The sequence below is a fragment of the Paraburkholderia atlantica genome (assembly GCF_000092885.1).
GTDB classification, from domain to species: Bacteria; Pseudomonadota; Gammaproteobacteria; order Burkholderiales; family Burkholderiaceae; genus Paraburkholderia; species Paraburkholderia atlantica.
Genome location: NC_014119.1, coordinates 36,014 through 50,287, shown reverse-complemented (window position 1 = coordinate 50,287; position 14,274 = coordinate 36,014). Strand labels below are relative to the sequence as shown.

General features: G+C 61.5%; 11 protein-coding genes and 2 pseudogenes. 7 read left to right on the top strand and 6 right to left on the bottom strand.

Annotated features, from left to right (window positions below; all coding sequences use genetic code 11):
* Positions 1-6: 6 nt before the first annotated feature.
* On the top strand, positions 7-2,493 hold the full coding sequence (locus tag BC1002_RS27795) for a glucose/quinate/shikimate family membrane-bound PQQ-dependent dehydrogenase (RefSeq protein ID WP_013093320.1): 2,487 nt from the start codon (positions 7-9) through the stop codon (positions 2,491-2,493).
* A 331-nt stretch (positions 2,494-2,824) separates the two neighbouring features.
* On the opposite strand, the gene BC1002_RS27790 is transcribed toward BC1002_RS27795, so the two are convergent.
* Both BC1002_RS27790 and BC1002_RS37500 read right to left on the bottom strand, forming a co-directional pair.
* On the bottom strand, positions 2,825-3,274 hold the full coding sequence (locus BC1002_RS27790) for a hypothetical protein (protein ID WP_013093319.1): 450 nt from the start codon (positions 3,272-3,274) through the stop codon (positions 2,825-2,827).
* Positions 3,275-3,663: 389 nt separating this feature from the next.
* A pseudogene (locus BC1002_RS37500) lies at positions 3,664-3,786 on the bottom strand (heavy-metal-associated domain-containing protein); the annotation flags it as partial.
* Positions 3,787-3,981: 195 nt separating this feature from the next.
* Here BC1002_RS37500 and BC1002_RS39825 point away from each other — a divergent pair.
* From BC1002_RS39825 to BC1002_RS27760, 6 genes are all read left to right on the top strand, one after another.
* Positions 3,982-4,374, top strand: coding sequence for a hypothetical protein (locus BC1002_RS39825; protein WP_238538052.1), 393 nt, complete (start codon positions 3,982-3,984; stop codon positions 4,372-4,374).
* A gap of 371 nt (positions 4,375-4,745) precedes the next feature.
* Positions 4,746-6,251, top strand: coding sequence for a TolC family protein (locus BC1002_RS27780; protein ID WP_013093316.1), 1,506 nt, complete (start codon positions 4,746-4,748; stop codon positions 6,249-6,251).
* Positions 6,252-6,253: 2 nt separating this feature from the next.
* Entirely contained in the window at positions 6,254-7,549 is a 1,296-nt protein-coding gene (locus tag BC1002_RS27775; RefSeq protein ID WP_013093315.1) for a copper oxidase, read from the top strand.
* Positions 7,550-7,613: 64 nt separating this feature from the next.
* Positions 7,614-7,961: a copper-binding protein gene (locus tag BC1002_RS27770; protein ID WP_041735824.1), complete on the top strand. Its 348-nt coding sequence runs from the start codon at positions 7,614-7,616 to the stop codon at positions 7,959-7,961.
* Positions 7,962-8,030: 69 nt separating this feature from the next.
* Complete coding sequence (gene copC / locus BC1002_RS27765; RefSeq protein WP_013093313.1) at positions 8,031-8,402, top strand: copper homeostasis periplasmic binding protein CopC; 372 nt, start codon at positions 8,031-8,033, stop codon at positions 8,400-8,402.
* The gene (locus tag BC1002_RS27760) at positions 8,402-9,343 is read left to right on the top strand and encodes a copper resistance D family protein (RefSeq protein ID WP_013093312.1); all 942 of its coding nucleotides are present in this window, start codon (positions 8,402-8,404) and stop codon (positions 9,341-9,343) included. Before copC ends, BC1002_RS27760 begins: the two co-directional genes overlap by 1 nt.
* 28 nt (positions 9,344-9,371) lie before the next feature.
* Here BC1002_RS27760 and BC1002_RS39110 read toward each other — a convergent pair.
* The 4 genes and pseudogenes from BC1002_RS39110 to glcC all read right to left on the bottom strand — a co-directional run.
* Positions 9,372-9,606, bottom strand: a pseudogene (locus BC1002_RS39110) (DUF6691 family protein); the annotation flags it as partial.
* Between the two features lie 38 nt (positions 9,607-9,644).
* Positions 9,645-11,384, bottom strand: a complete 1,740-nt coding sequence (gene dld, locus BC1002_RS27750; RefSeq protein ID WP_013093311.1) for a D-lactate dehydrogenase — start codon at positions 11,382-11,384, stop codon at positions 9,645-9,647.
* A 36-nt stretch (positions 11,385-11,420) separates the two neighbouring features.
* Complete coding sequence (locus tag BC1002_RS27745) at positions 11,421-12,791, bottom strand: MFS transporter (RefSeq protein WP_013093310.1); 1,371 nt, start codon at positions 12,789-12,791, stop codon at positions 11,421-11,423.
* A gap of 205 nt (positions 12,792-12,996) precedes the next feature.
* Entirely contained in the window at positions 12,997-13,764 is a 768-nt protein-coding gene (gene glcC / locus BC1002_RS27740) for a transcriptional regulator GlcC (RefSeq protein WP_013093309.1), read from the bottom strand.
* Between the last annotated feature and the right edge of the window lie 510 nt (positions 13,765-14,274).

The following is a 14,274-nucleotide window of genomic DNA, read 5'->3' as shown; positions in this document are numbered from 1 at the left end:
GCGATCATGACCAGTCCATCGAAACGGCCGGGCGTCATCGCCGTCATTTCACTGCTGTTCGCGCTGCTGACGGCGGTCTATCTGGTGATCGGCGGCGCGTGGCTGCTCTCGCTCGGCGGCTCGCCGTATTACGTGGTCACCGGCGTCGCGCTGCTAGTCTTCGCCTGGCTGCTGTGGCGCGCTAGCGCCTCGGCATTCGTGCTCTATGCGCTCGTGCTGATGGGCACGGTGTTCTGGGCGCTCTGGGAGTCCGGACCCGACTTCTGGGCGCTCGCACCGCGCGTGGACGTACTGGTGGTGTTCGGCGTGTGGCTGCTGTTGCTCACGCGCTGGCATCTCGAACGACCCTCGCAATTCGCCGTGGTTTCGCTCGTCATCGCGCTCGTCGTGAGTGGCGGTGTGCTCGTCTATGCGCACTTCAACGATCCGCAGCAGATCAACGGCACACTGGCGCGCTCCAGGGGCACGCCCGCGCCGAATCCGGACGGCATCCAGCCTTCCGAATGGCCCGCCTATGGCCGCGACGAGCAAGGCACGCGCTATTCGCCACTGCAGCAAATCACGCCTGCGAACGTGAAGAACCTCCAGATTGCCTGGACCCTCCGCACGGGCGACATGAAAGGGCCCAACGATCCGGTCGAGATCACCAACGAGGTCACACCGATCAAGATCGGTGATCTTGTTTACCTGTGCTCACCGCATCAGATCCTGTTCGCGCTCGACGCCAAGACGGGTGAACTCAAATGGAAGTTCGATCCCCGGCTCAAGGCCGATCCGTCATTCCAGCATGTCACTTGCCGGGGCGTGTCGTATATCGATCTTTCGGCGAGCGCGGCGAGCGCGAGCGACGCAGCGGCGCCTTCGGGCGCCGAGGCAGCTGCATCCTCGAGCGACCCTGCTTCTGCGACGCAAGCCGCGGCAGCGCCCGCGAGCGACACCACGGCCGCCGCGACACCATCCGCACCCAACGGCACCTGCATGCGCCGCATCCTGCTGCCCGTCAACGACGGCCACCTCTACGCGCTGGACGCGCTCACGGGCGAGCGGTGCACGGGCTTCGGCAACAACGGCGACCTCGACCTGCAGCACGCCATGCCTGTGACCACGCCGGGTATGTACGAACCCACCTCGCCGCCCGTCGTCACGAAAAAGCTGATCGTCATGGCAGGCGCGGTCGAGGACAACTTCTCGAACCGCGAGCCCTCCGGCGTGATCCGCGGTTTCGACGTGCGCACGGGCCAACTGGTGTGGGCGTTCGACCCGGGCGCGGCGGACCCCAACAAGATTCCGGGTCCGGGCGAGCACTATACGTGGAACTCGCCGAACTCGTGGGCGCCGGCAGCCTACGATGCGAAGCTCGACATCGTCTATCTGCCGATGGGTGTGAAGACACCGGACATCTGGGGCGGCGACCGCACGCCGGACATGGAGCGTTACGCGACCGGTCTGCTTGCGCTGCATGCGTCGACGGGCAAGCTCGCCTGGTTCTACCCGACCGTGCACCACGATCTCTGGGACATGGACCAGCCCTCACAGCCCACCCTTGCGGACATCACCGACAAGGATGGCAAGACGGTGGGCGTGGTGTACGCGCCCACGAAAACCGGCAGCCTGTTTGTGCTCGACCGTCGGACGGGCGCGCTCGTCGTGCCCGCACCTGAAATGCCGGTGCCGCAGGGCGCTGCGCCCGGTGACCATGTTTCGCCAACGCAGCCGTTCTCGCAGCTCACGTTCCGCCCGCTGAAAAACCTCACCGACGCCGACATGTGGGGCGCCACGATGTACGACCAGCTCGTGTGCCGCGTGATGTTCCACAAGCTGCGCTATGAAGGCACGTTCACGCCGCCTTCGCTTCAAGGCACGCTCGTGTTCCCGGGCAACCTTGGCATGTTCGAGTGGGGCGGTCTTGCGCTGGACACCGACCGCCAGATCGCCGTTGCGAACCCGATCGTATTGCCGTTCGTCTCGCGCCTGATTGCGCGCGGGCCGGGCAACCCGATGGAGCCGCAGGCGGGCGCGAAGGGTAGCGGCACGGAGGTGGGCATCCAGCCACAATACGGCGTGCCCTACGGCGTGACGCTCAACGCGTTCATGTCGCCATTGAGGCTGCCGTGCAAGCAGCCGGCATGGGGCTACATCTCGGCGATCGATCTCAAGACCAACCAGATCGTGTGGAAGAAACGCATTGGCACCGTGCGCGACAGCTCGCCGATTCCGTTGCCGTTCAGGATGGGCATGCCGATGCTGGGCGGCCCGATAGTGACGGCGGGCGGCGTGATCTTCATCGGTGCGACCGCGGACTACTATCTCCGCGCGTTCGACGTGAACGACGGCAAGCTGCTCTGGCAAGCCCGCCTGCCGGCTGGCGCACAGGCCACGCCCATGACGTACTCGGTCAACGGCCGCCAGTTCGTCGTTATCGCAGCGGGCGGGCACGGCTCGTTTGGTACGAAGCTCGGTGATTATGTGATCGCTTATGCGCTACCACAGTAAGTCCCCTGCGTTTGGGACATGTCGCACGGCAAGCACAGGGAAACTCACGACAGGACAAGTGATATTGAAAGGGGTTAAGCCGTTGTTCGAGGCGGCATAGGCATCCGGTTACTTTCGCATGTGCGTTCTTCGGCTACAAGGCGTTGCATGGACTTTCTAGCGGCCTCACGGCCTTCGAGGTTAGTCAGCCGGTGATCGCGGCACAGATCGCGCCACGCACGAAACCCGGACGCTCAGTGACGAAATCGTTTTGACGAAGGCGGTCGGTGTCGGCAAGCGCGCAAGCGCCTGTCGAACTCAGACCGCGCTGAAGCCATCACAAGCGTCTCATTCAGAACTGCTGGGCGCGCAGTGATTCGAATTCGGCCCGGCACGCGTCACTAAATTTCCCGAGAATGTCGATCGATCCATTCGCAAGCATCTCGCGAATCTCGAAGAAGGTTTTATCTGGCGCGAGGTAGGTGTCGACGATCTTGCGCCCGATCATATCCGCTTCATCCGCGACTTGACGGGACGATTGCAAGCGCATGCGGCTGATCTTCGCGTAGAGGTTCCGCAGCCCTGCGAGATCCGGCTCGTTGTGTTGCAGCGCATCGACATGGCACTTCGTCGCTTCTTCGATGAAATCCTTGTATAGGTCCTGCAGCCGCGCGCGCTCATCCACCCGCCACTCCGCGCGAACCTGTGTGCGTTGGGTCAGCCACGACGCGAGCACCGAAGTAAGCCCGCCTATTCCGGCGCCGACGAGTGCAGCGAGAGCGGATATAACCGACGCGTTCATGGAGCGACCTTTGTTCGGCTTGCGGAGCTCCCAATATATTGGCGCCGGTATTGCGGGTGCTCAGGCCCGGTCGCTCAAAGACGGTAGCTGACGCTGAGAAAGCCGAACGACGCGCTCGCGATCTGATCAAAACTGCTCCGGCTCGATCACCCACCGTCGGGGGAACAGTGCAAAACTCTTCTATCAAGTTCACATTCGCGTCTGCCGAGTTGAGAACGATGACGTTCTCAGCTCCCGGCACGCGACGGAACAGACATAGCCAAAGTCACCATAACAGCAGGAGGCGCATGCGACCCTCCCCTTTGCGCTTAAGGCGCGATGACGACTGGATGGAAGTTTGCCTGTTCGATTGCGTACGCAAGCTGCACCTGGTTCAACGATGGCGACTAGACCGTTACTGTTTTGGCTGCGACGTCAATTTGTACCTTCGCGGCCGGGTCCAGGCTCGCAATTGCCTTGCTGATCGCGCTCGCACATCCACCGCACGACATGTCCGCCACCTTGAATTCCATTTTCCTCTCCACGTGATAGATGTCTGTTTACAGCGTGAAGATTCCCACGGTGGGAATGTCAAGTAGACTCGCAACGGCCACACCGGAAATGTCCCTAGCCGAGAGCGTTGAGTCCGCCCGAGGCCAGCCTTCAGTTACGAAATGACGCCTTCGCACGCTTAACCAGGTCGTAAGCCCGTGCTAAACTTCGCGCCTATGTCCTACTGGCGCAAAATCATTCTCGTCGTGCTACTGACACTGAGCCTTCCGGTTCAGTCGTTTGCGACCGTCTCGATGATTTGTGCTGCTTCTGAAGCGGTCGGTGATGACACGACCGCCCCCCATGTCCATCGAGGCGACTCAGTCGACGGACACGCGCTGGTATCCGACGATGATGGCCATCATGGGCACGACCACACCGGCGTACACCATGCTCACGGGTGTTTAACCTGTGCCTCCTGCTGCGTCGGTGCCGCCATACCAGTCGTACCTGCAGCCTCCGCCTGGACTGACCAGGCGCACTTCCCCGTCCCTCCGTCTCCGGCTGCGCGTGTCGCGTCGTTCTTGACCAGCGGCATTGAACGTCCTCCCCGCCTGATTCTCGTCTAATCCTCGCACTCGCGGCCATTCGCTGCGACCAGCAAGCTCTTCCGGGGTCTTTCACAGACACCGGATGATTTATGACGAGAGCAATTCATGCGAACAATTTCTGCGGCGCTATTCGGCGCAAGCGCAGTACTGCCGTTGCTCGCGCACGCGACGGCTCTTTCCGACCCGACTGATGCGGCGATATCGGTGCCGGCCGTCACCGTGCGCTCCGCCTTTGACGGCTACCGGTCGTACTGGGACGGCGAAGCACCCAGTTGGCAGTCATTGAACCGCGCAGTTACACCCGGTCACGGCAGGGCCGGGATGCAGCAATGTCACCAATCAGGCGATGCTTCCGCCAGGAAGAAACACGAACACGGAGGCGAGTCGGAATGATGCGACTACTCGCGCACCGCCGCGCGACCTCTATCGCCCTCGCGACGCTGTTCATGGCCGGCTGCACGACCTTCTCGAAGGACGGTGGCTTTAACACCGTATCGTCAACAGCGTCGGAGCGCCTTGGCAAAGAGGTCGTCTACGTGAAAACCGACGAAGACCGCGAGGCGGTCTTCAGGCGCACACAGGAACTGCTGTCGAAGCCGCTCGGGATGGATGATGCCGTCCAGGTCGCGTTGCTGAACAACCGGGGACTTCAGGCATCGTACGGCGAGCTCGGCATTTCCGAGGCCGACCTTGTTCAGGCTGGCCGCCTGCCCAATCCGGGCTTTACGTTCAGCCGGACACACTGGAGCGATGGCTTCGGCATCAGCCGGACCTTTTCCATGGGCGTCTTAGGGATTCTCACGCTGCCGGTGGCGACACACATCGAGAGTCAACGGTTTGAACAGACCAGGCTCGAAACTGCCAACGCGATGCTCGCCGTCGCCGCCGACACCCGAAAGGCCTATGTGAGCGCTGTGGCTGCGGAGCAGGCAGCCCTTTACGCCGCTCAGGTCAAGGACTCCGCCGAGGCTGGGGCAGAACTCGCCCTACGGATGCGCCAGGCTGGCAACTTCAGCAAGCTCGACTATGCGCGCGAGCAGGCCTTCTACGCGGAGTCGGTCGCGGAAGTGGCAAAGGCAAGGCAGCAGTCAGTCATCGCTCGCGAAAAGCTCACCCGCATGATGGGCCTTTGGGGTTCAGGAACCCAGTTCAAGTTGCCCGAACGCCTGCCCGACCTGCCAAACGACAGGCCGCAACTCAACGACCTCGAGGGCTTCGCGATGCAGAACCGCCTGGACATTCAGGCGGCGAAGCAGCGCACGCAAAGCGTCGCCAGCTCTCTGGGGCTCAGCAAGGCAACCCGGTTTATCAATGCGCTCGACGTCGGCTATCTCAACAATTTCGAGACCGACAAGGGACATGAGCGCGGCTACGAAATCAGCGTCGAGATTCCAATCTTCGATTGGGGCAGCGCAAAGGTCGCGCGTGCTGAGGCCATCTACATGCAGTCCGCAAACCGCCTCGCCCAGACGGCGATTGATGCGCGCTCCGAAGTACGCGAGTCGTATTCCGCCTACGTGACGAGCTATGACGTCGCCAGGCACTACCGCGACGAGGTGGTGCCCGTGCGCAAAACCATCTCGGATGAAATGCTGCTGCGTTACAACGGCATGCTCGCAAGCGTGTTCGAGCTGCTTGCCGACTCACGCGAACAGGTCACTGCCGTCAACGGGTACATCGACGCGCTGAAAGACTTCTGGCTCGCGGAAACGGACCTGCAGCAGTCGCTTGGGGGGCGTCTTCCGCCGCTCGCCATGACGCGGGCATCGGACGCCCCGCGTAGCGACGCATCAGATTCCCCTGCCCCACAAACGCCATCGGCCCCGGCGCAGGAGTCGCCATTGTCGGCACCAACCATGCAACCGGCGTCGCCGACGAATTCAAAAGGTGAATGAAGATGGTTTCACGTCGAAGTTTTCTCGGCGGCTCGGGCGCAGCGCTGCTCGGCGCAGCGTTGGTCAGCAAGGGTGGCGCAGCGTCACTTCCAGAAGCGCCCACGATGGAAAAGACCGCCACACAGCCACCGCTGGTACCGCCCAATGGACGCCCCTATACGCCCGTGGCGACACTGAACGGCTGGACGCTGCCGTGGCGCATGAAGAACGGCTGGAAGGAATTTCACCTGACTGCCGAGCCGGTGGTCCGTGAAATGGCACCCGGCATGAAGGCGAATCTTTGGGGATACAACGGCCAGGCGCCAGGCCCGACCATCGAAGCGGTCGAAGGCGACAAGGTCCGCATCTTCGTGACCAACAAACTGCCTGAACACACCACGGTTCACTGGCACGGGATGCTGGTGCCATCAGGGATGGATGGCGTTGGCGGGCTGACGCAGCCTCACATTCCGCCAGGCAAGACGTTCGTCTATGAGTTCCAGCTTGAGAAGCACGGCACGTTCATGTATCACCCGCACGCGGATGAGATGGTGCAGATGGCGATGGGGATGATGGGTACGTTCATCGTGCATCCCAAGGACCGAAGTGTCATGCCGGTAGACCGCGACTTCGTGTTCCTGATGTCCGCCTACGACATCGACCCGGGCAGCTTCACGCCACGAGTCAACGAAATGACCGACTTCAACATGTGGACGTGGAACGCACGGGTCTTTCCCGGCATCGCCCCACTGCCGGTACGAGCAGGAGACCGTGTACGCATCCGCTTCGGCAACCTGACGATGACCAATCACCCCATCCATCTTCATGGGTACAGCTTCGAGGTCGCAGGAACCGATGGCGGGTGGATTCCGCCTTCCGCACGCTGGCCGGAAGTAACCGCCGATGTTGCAGTCGGTCAGATGCGCGCCATCGAGTTCACCGCGAACCGCCCCGGCGACTGGGCGTTTCACTGTCACAAGTCGCATCACACGATGAATGCGATGGGCCACCAGGTACCGAATTTCATTGGCGTACCGCAGAAAGACCTCGCGAAGCGCATCAACAAGCTCGTGCCGGACTACATGGCGATGGGCAGCGCAGGCGGCTCAATGGGGGACATGGAAATGCCGCTACCCGACAACACGTTGCCGATGATGACCGGAACAGGACCGTTCGGCGCGCTGGAAATGGGCGGCATGTTCAGCGTCGTCAAGGTGCGCGAAGGTCTCGGCCGGAACGACTACCGCGACCCGGGCTGGTTCAAACATCCGAAGGGGACGGTCGCCTACGAGTACACCGCTGAACTGCCGGATAGCTGATTTCCTGGCGAGCCGGACATGGCTCCGGCCGATATTTGTAAATCCAACTGTGGGAGAGAACATGATGAAGAAGGCGATTGCTTCTATTTTGCTGGGCTGTGCCGTCGCGGTGTCCGCGACCGCCTTTGCCGCAGATGACGCGGGCAACACGAACACGGCCAGCGGCGCACAACAGGACGCAGAAGCGACGAGCAGCATGTCGCATGGCGAGGTGAAGAAGGTGGATACCTCCGCCGGAAAGCTGACCATCAAACACGGACCGCTCAAAAACCTGGATATGGAAGCCATGACTATGGTGTTCAGGGTCAAAGACCCAGTCATGCTTTCCCAGGTGAAAGTGGGCGACAAGATTGACTTCGTGGCCGAAGAAATCGATGGCGCGCTCACCGTGACGAAGCTGCAGAAACAGTGAACATTTCAATGGGGGTGTCAGCGACGCAATACAGGCTACGCCCCGATCTGCTCTTGAGAGGAAACAATCGTGAATACCAATTTACGGAAACTGCTGGTCACTGCAGCAGCGACCACCGTCGTGCTTTCACCCGCTCTCGCGTTTGCCCACGGCAAGCTGGAGAGTGCCACGCCAGCGGCCGGCAGCGCAATCGACACATCGCCTGAAATGCTGCGTCTGACTTTCAACGAAGACCTCGAGTCGTCGTTCAGCACAATCAAGGTGGTCGATGCGTCCGGGGCGCCTGCGACAAAGGAGAAGGCCAACGTCGATTCGTCGAACCCACGCGAGCTCATCGTTGCGGTCCCGAAGCTTGCTTCCGGCTCGTACACCGTCCAATGGGCGGTCATGACGCATGATGCTCACAAGACAAAAGGCACCTACACATTCGCGGTGAAGTGATGAACGATGGTTTCCTCGGCATTTTGCGGCTCGCGTTGGTAGCGTTGCAGAACATCGGTTTCGCTGTTCTTGTCGGTGCCCTGCTGAGTGACAGATGGCTGTCCCGCAGCACTTCGCGATGGCAGAGCAGCGTCAGTGGCCGCCTGCTTGTCACCGTGCGCATCGCTTCCTTTAGCACGCTGATGTCCAGTGCGTTCGCATTCTGGATTCATTGCGCGCTGATGAGCGAATCGACGCTCGCAGAGGCAGGTCCCGCTATCCGTTCAATGCTGGTGGAAACCGACTTTGGCCATGCCTGGTTGGCAGGCGCAGGGTTGATGCTCGTGGTGGTGATTCTGTCGTTCGCACAACGTCGTCGCCCGATTCATTCAAGGCCCGCTCTCTGGCTGGCCATCGCCGGCGTTGCTCTGGCGCGCAGTCACGGCGGACACCCTGTGGATGCTGGCGTCTTTAGTTTGCCGGTGTGGGTGGACTGGGTGCATCTGCTTGCCATCAGCGTGTGGGTGGGCCTCGTCCTCGTTACAACGTACATCGTGGTGCCCCGCGTATTTATCGCGCCCACCGCCGAGCGTGCCAAAGCCGCGACGTTCGTTCAGTCGCTTTCTGACGCCGCAACGTTCGCGCTGGTCATCCTGCTTATCACCGGCGCGTACAGCGGCTGGCGCGGAGTCACTGCACTTGAGCACCTGTGGGCGTCCACATACGGACAAGTCCTGCTGGTTAAGCTTGCTCTCGTAGTTACTGCCGCCGCGCTTGGGGGGCACAACCGGTTCTTCGAAATGCCCGGGCTACTCTCGTCCCTGAAAGACAAGCGAACTGAATTCACAGCAAAGCCGTTGAAGCGGTTCGCAGTCATCCTGCATGTCGAGTCAGTTGTTCTGGCAGGCGCGCTGGTGGCCGCTGCGGTCCTTGTTTCCAGCCCGCTTCCCGGGACAACGTAGACTCCCCGGCGGGTCCCGTGGCGCATCGTTAAGCTTGCTGCGCCGTTGACTTCGCGCGCTCAAAAAGCTCGTAGACGGCCATGCCCGCAACCATGGCAGCTACAAAACCAACGGCCTTGGGGTAGCCCGCGCTCAACGCAACCGGCGCAGGTCCCGGGCAAACCAGCCAGACCCCAGCCGATACCAAAGTCGGCGCTACCCAAGACGAGCCGCAGCATGATGGTCTTGCTGGCTGGAGGCTGCATCGGCAACCCGAGGAACGCGCTCCATAAATGTTCAACAGTATCCCGAAGGACCGCCATCAAGCTTCAACTGTGCAATCGCGATAGGCAGCGAACTTCGAAGTCTTTCCGATGCCCGGATTCAAACAATTGCACGGGTCGAGCTTCCTGTAGAACTCTGCGAGTTGCGGCTTGGCCTCGTACAGATGCCCCACGTTGTGCTCGGCGGGATACTCGGCACCGCGAATATCGAGCAACTCGAGCATCTCGTGTTCGAGTGCGAGACAGTCGTTGCCTTTGGCGACAATGTAGTCCTGGTGAAAGACGTGACACAGGAAGTGCCCGTAATACAGCTTCAGCACAATCGCGCGCTCGGTTTCATTCGGCAGCCGCTCGAACCAGTCCCGATCGTTGCGTCGTAGCGCGATATCGAGCGCGACGATATCCTCGACCTCGCGATGATGAACCGCGCGGTATCGCACCGCCGCGCTCGCCGCCGCGAAGCGATGCAGAAATGCCTTGCGGCCTTCTTCTTCGGTACATTCGAAATACGCGCCGCCGGATTGCGCGAAGCGTTTCGACAGGAAGGCGCGCGCTTCCTCGATGCCCGCCGCCGGCACCTTCAGCATCAGATGATGCTCGTACTGCTCGCGATATGCGTTGAGCCGTGCGGGCAGATGATCCGGCAGACGTTCGCTGATCCATTGCAGCACGCGATCGGTCAGATGCTTCGGTATGAAACCGAGGCGCTCGAACAACGCGTCGCAGCGCGTTTTCAGATTGAAGAACGTCGGCAACCGGTCCGTGCCGAACCTGTCGATGATGACGAACAGATCCTTCCCGTACTTTCGCGCAACATCGAACGCATCACGATGCAGATATTCGCCGGCAATCGGCAGGTGCGCGAAATTCGCGAGCGCATGGCGTCGGATGTCGGTCAGCACGCTCGTGTCGTTGGTGCCGATGTAGAACACCTTCGCGCCCTGCTCCGCCGCAAACGTGTCGAGACGCACCGCGAATACCATCAGCTTGCCAGCGCAACCGGAAGCTTCGAACAGGCGTCGCGGATCGGCGTTAAAGCGCGCAGGCGTGGGCGCATCGACATTGCGCACATGAGTGGCGTACTCATGATCCGAAGCCGCCGCATCGTTGCGAATGTCCGCGTCGGTGAACGTGCCGTCTTCGACGCGCGACAGAATCTCTTCGGGTGTGTTGCCGAGTTCGATTCCCAGATGGTTGACGAGCCGCAGCTTGCCCGAGGCATCGACGGCGGCAAACACCGCCATCTCTGTATATGCCGGTCCGCGATGCACCAGCGAGCCGCCCGAATTGTTGCTGATGCCGCCGAGCACCGACGCGCCGATGCACGACGAGCCGATCACCGAATGCGGCTCGCGTCCGAGCGGTTTCAGTGTGCGTTCAAGTTGATCGAGCGTCGTGCCGCCGATGCAGACAACCTGACGCCCGCCGCCGATCAGATGCACGCGGCGGATACGCGTCGTGCTGACGATGACAACGTCGCGGTCGTAGTCGTCGCCGTCAGGCGTCGAACCCCCGGTCAGTCCGGTATTCGACGCCTGCGTGATGACGATCGCCCGCGCCGCGACACATGCGGCTAGCACCTGCCATTGTTCGACCAGCGTGCCGGGGCGCGCCACCGCCAGCACGCGGCCGTTCCCAAAACGGTAGCCGGTGCGATAGCGGCGCGTTTGCGCATCACTGGTGAGCACGTTGCGCGCGCCGACGATATCGCCGAGCGACGCAAGCAATGTTCTACGCGTATCCCTTGGGGAAATCGCGGAATAGGCTGTATCGGACATAACGGCCTTCGATCACATGTCAACGCAAGAGTGGCATCAGGCCCGGCTCGGCTGCGCCGCCGGTGTCGTTACGGACGGCGCGCGCTGAGTCAGCGCCAGCACCGCACCGACGAACAGCGCCCCCGCGACGACCATCAGACCGGCGTTGGTGCTGTGCGTCACGTCCTTCATCCATCCGATAATCGACGGGCTGACGAATCCGGCGAGATTGCCGATCGAATTGATCATCGCGATTCCGGCGGCGGCGGCCGTGCCGGTCAGCACGCTGCTCGGATACGTCCAGAAGACCGGCATCATCGACAACACGCCAGCGGTGCCGAGCGACAGCGTGAACAATACGAGCGCGAGATTGCCCGCATGGAGCGTACTTGCGTAAAAGCCCGCTGCCGCGGCAACGGCCGCCATCGCGAGATGCCAGCGGCGCTCGTTGCGACGGTCGGAACTGCGCGCGACCAGAATCATCGACACGATCGCGACCGCATAAGGCACCGCAGTCAGCATGCCGACATCCAGCGCTTCCTTGACGCCCGCCGCCTTGATGAGCGTCGGCAGATAAAAGCTCACGCCGTAAAGACCCATCATGCAACAGAAGTAAATCGCCGCGAGCCGCCAGACACGGCCATTCGACACGATGCTCCTCAGCGACGCCTCAGCGCCTGCGTGTCCGTCGCGTGCAATGTTGTCCTCGAGAAGCTGCTTTTGCCGTTCGTCGAGCCAGGACGCGGCGCGGATGCCGTTTGGCAGCACGAACAGCGTGACGATGCCGAGCACCAGTGACGGAAGCGCTTCGATCAGGAATAGCCATTGCCAGTTGGACAAACCACGCACGCCGTTGAACGCCTGCATGATCCCGCCCGACAGCGGGCCGCCGAGTACGCCAGCCACCGGAATGCCGATCATGAAAAGCGCGTTCATGCGGCCACGACGCACCGACGGATACCAGTACGTCAGATAAAGCACGATACCCGGAAAGAACCCCGCCTCGGCGACGCCGAGGAGAAAGCGCATCGTATAGAACATGGCGGGCGTCTTCACGAACAACGACGCCGCCGACACCAACGCCCATGTCACCATGATCCGGCTGATCCACACGCGTGCACCCACGCGATGCAGCAGAATGTTGCTCGGCACCTCGAACGCGAAATAGCCGATGAAGAAAATCCCTGCGCCAAGCCCGTACACCGACTCACTGAACTTCAGGTCGCTGAGCATTTGCAGCTTGGCGAATCCCACGTTGACGCGATCCAGATAGGCCGCGACATAGCAGATGAAGAGAAACGGCAGCAGACGCCAGGTCACTTTCGCGTAAGTCGCGCTTTCGAACTCGGTCGTTGTGGTTGAAGCGAGGGTACGGGATCGATCCGTAGCGGGCCGGCGGGACGCGCCTGTCGGGTTGTGCGAGGGCATCGCGAGTCTCCAATTCGTGTGCGGCTTGCCGCCGCAACTGAGTTTGCTAGCGCGCATTGTTTCGCGCCAGTACGAGACTGTCGAGACGTTTTGGCACTGGTCCTACCAGTTATTTTGGTCGTGCCGGGCGCGGTTTCACGCGCGAATCAATGCCGACGCGGGTGTCCGGACGGACGCACACTCGTGCTCCCGCTCGCGGCCCGCGTCATTCCCAGCCCTTGAGACGCAGCGTGGCCCGCACCAGACGCTGCTCCTCCGCTTCGATTTCTCTCAGACAGGTGATAGTGGTGGCGATATGAGTAGCGGCAGCCTTGCGTGCCGGCTCCGGCTGTTTGCCGATGACGGCCTTGTAGAGACGGGCATGCTGCCTGTCGATTACACGCTTTTCCGCCTCGCGATGGTAGAGGTTATTGACGGAGGCGAAGACGGAACTCAGCAACAGATCGGTGAGCGAACTCAGCGTGTGCACGAGCACCGGGTTGTGCGAGGCCTCGCAGATCGCGAGATGAAACGAATAGTCGAGCCGCGCACGTGTCGACTCGTCCACGTCGCTTTGGTTCGCGGCGAGCATCTCCTCGTAGCGGCGGGTGATCAGCGCGAAATCCGCCTGCGTTCCCCGAAGCGCGGCAAGACGCGCCGATTCAGCCTCAAGCATCTCGCGTACTTCGAAAATGTCGTAGAGGGTCCTCGGCTGTGAGCCGAGAAGATGCATCATCGGCGTGAGGGCGGGTTGCGAGGTAAGCGCCGCGACGAACGACCCGCGTCCGTGCGCAGTGTCGATGATTCGGCGCGCCCGCAACACCTTCAACCCTTCTCGCAAGGCGGACCGCGACACACCCAGTTTGACCATCAGACGCCGCTCGGACGGTAACGCTTGACCCGGTTTCAGGACGCCGTCGACGATCAGGCTTTCTATGCGTTCGGCGACCACATCCGCGATTTGGGACGGGTATTCTGGTTTGACTTCCTGCATGGCATTTCTCACTGGTCCGACCACTTCGAAGAGACTCTAGCTGATGGCAATCCTAGCACTGTTGCCACAAGACGCTCCGCCAATTGCATCGCACACAGACCGGCGCCAGATTTTGCAGCGCTACAGGTGCGTGGAGGTCAGAAGGCTCCATAGGGAAAGTTGGCGCGCGAAGAGAGGCGCTTCAACGAAATACTGCAAGTGCCCTCAAGCACGGTTTTCTTGGGACAAAACCGGCGGACCTGTGCCGGCGTCGCCGCTGCGGGACACCATCCTCGAGACCGCTTCAGTCCGAAAAGCTGCCGGACAGCCTATGCGGTCGACTCGGCCGTACCGGACGGTCACCGGTCGCACGCCGTGTGGCTGCTGCATGTCCCTTTTCTGACGTTGACGATCCGGTTCAGCGTAGTCGCTAAACCTCGCTAGCCATGGTCTTGGGACTCTCGGCCGTTCGATTCTTCTTTGATCGGCGATCGCGCCGGTTTTACCGCCTCACTTTTGATCGCCTCCGAA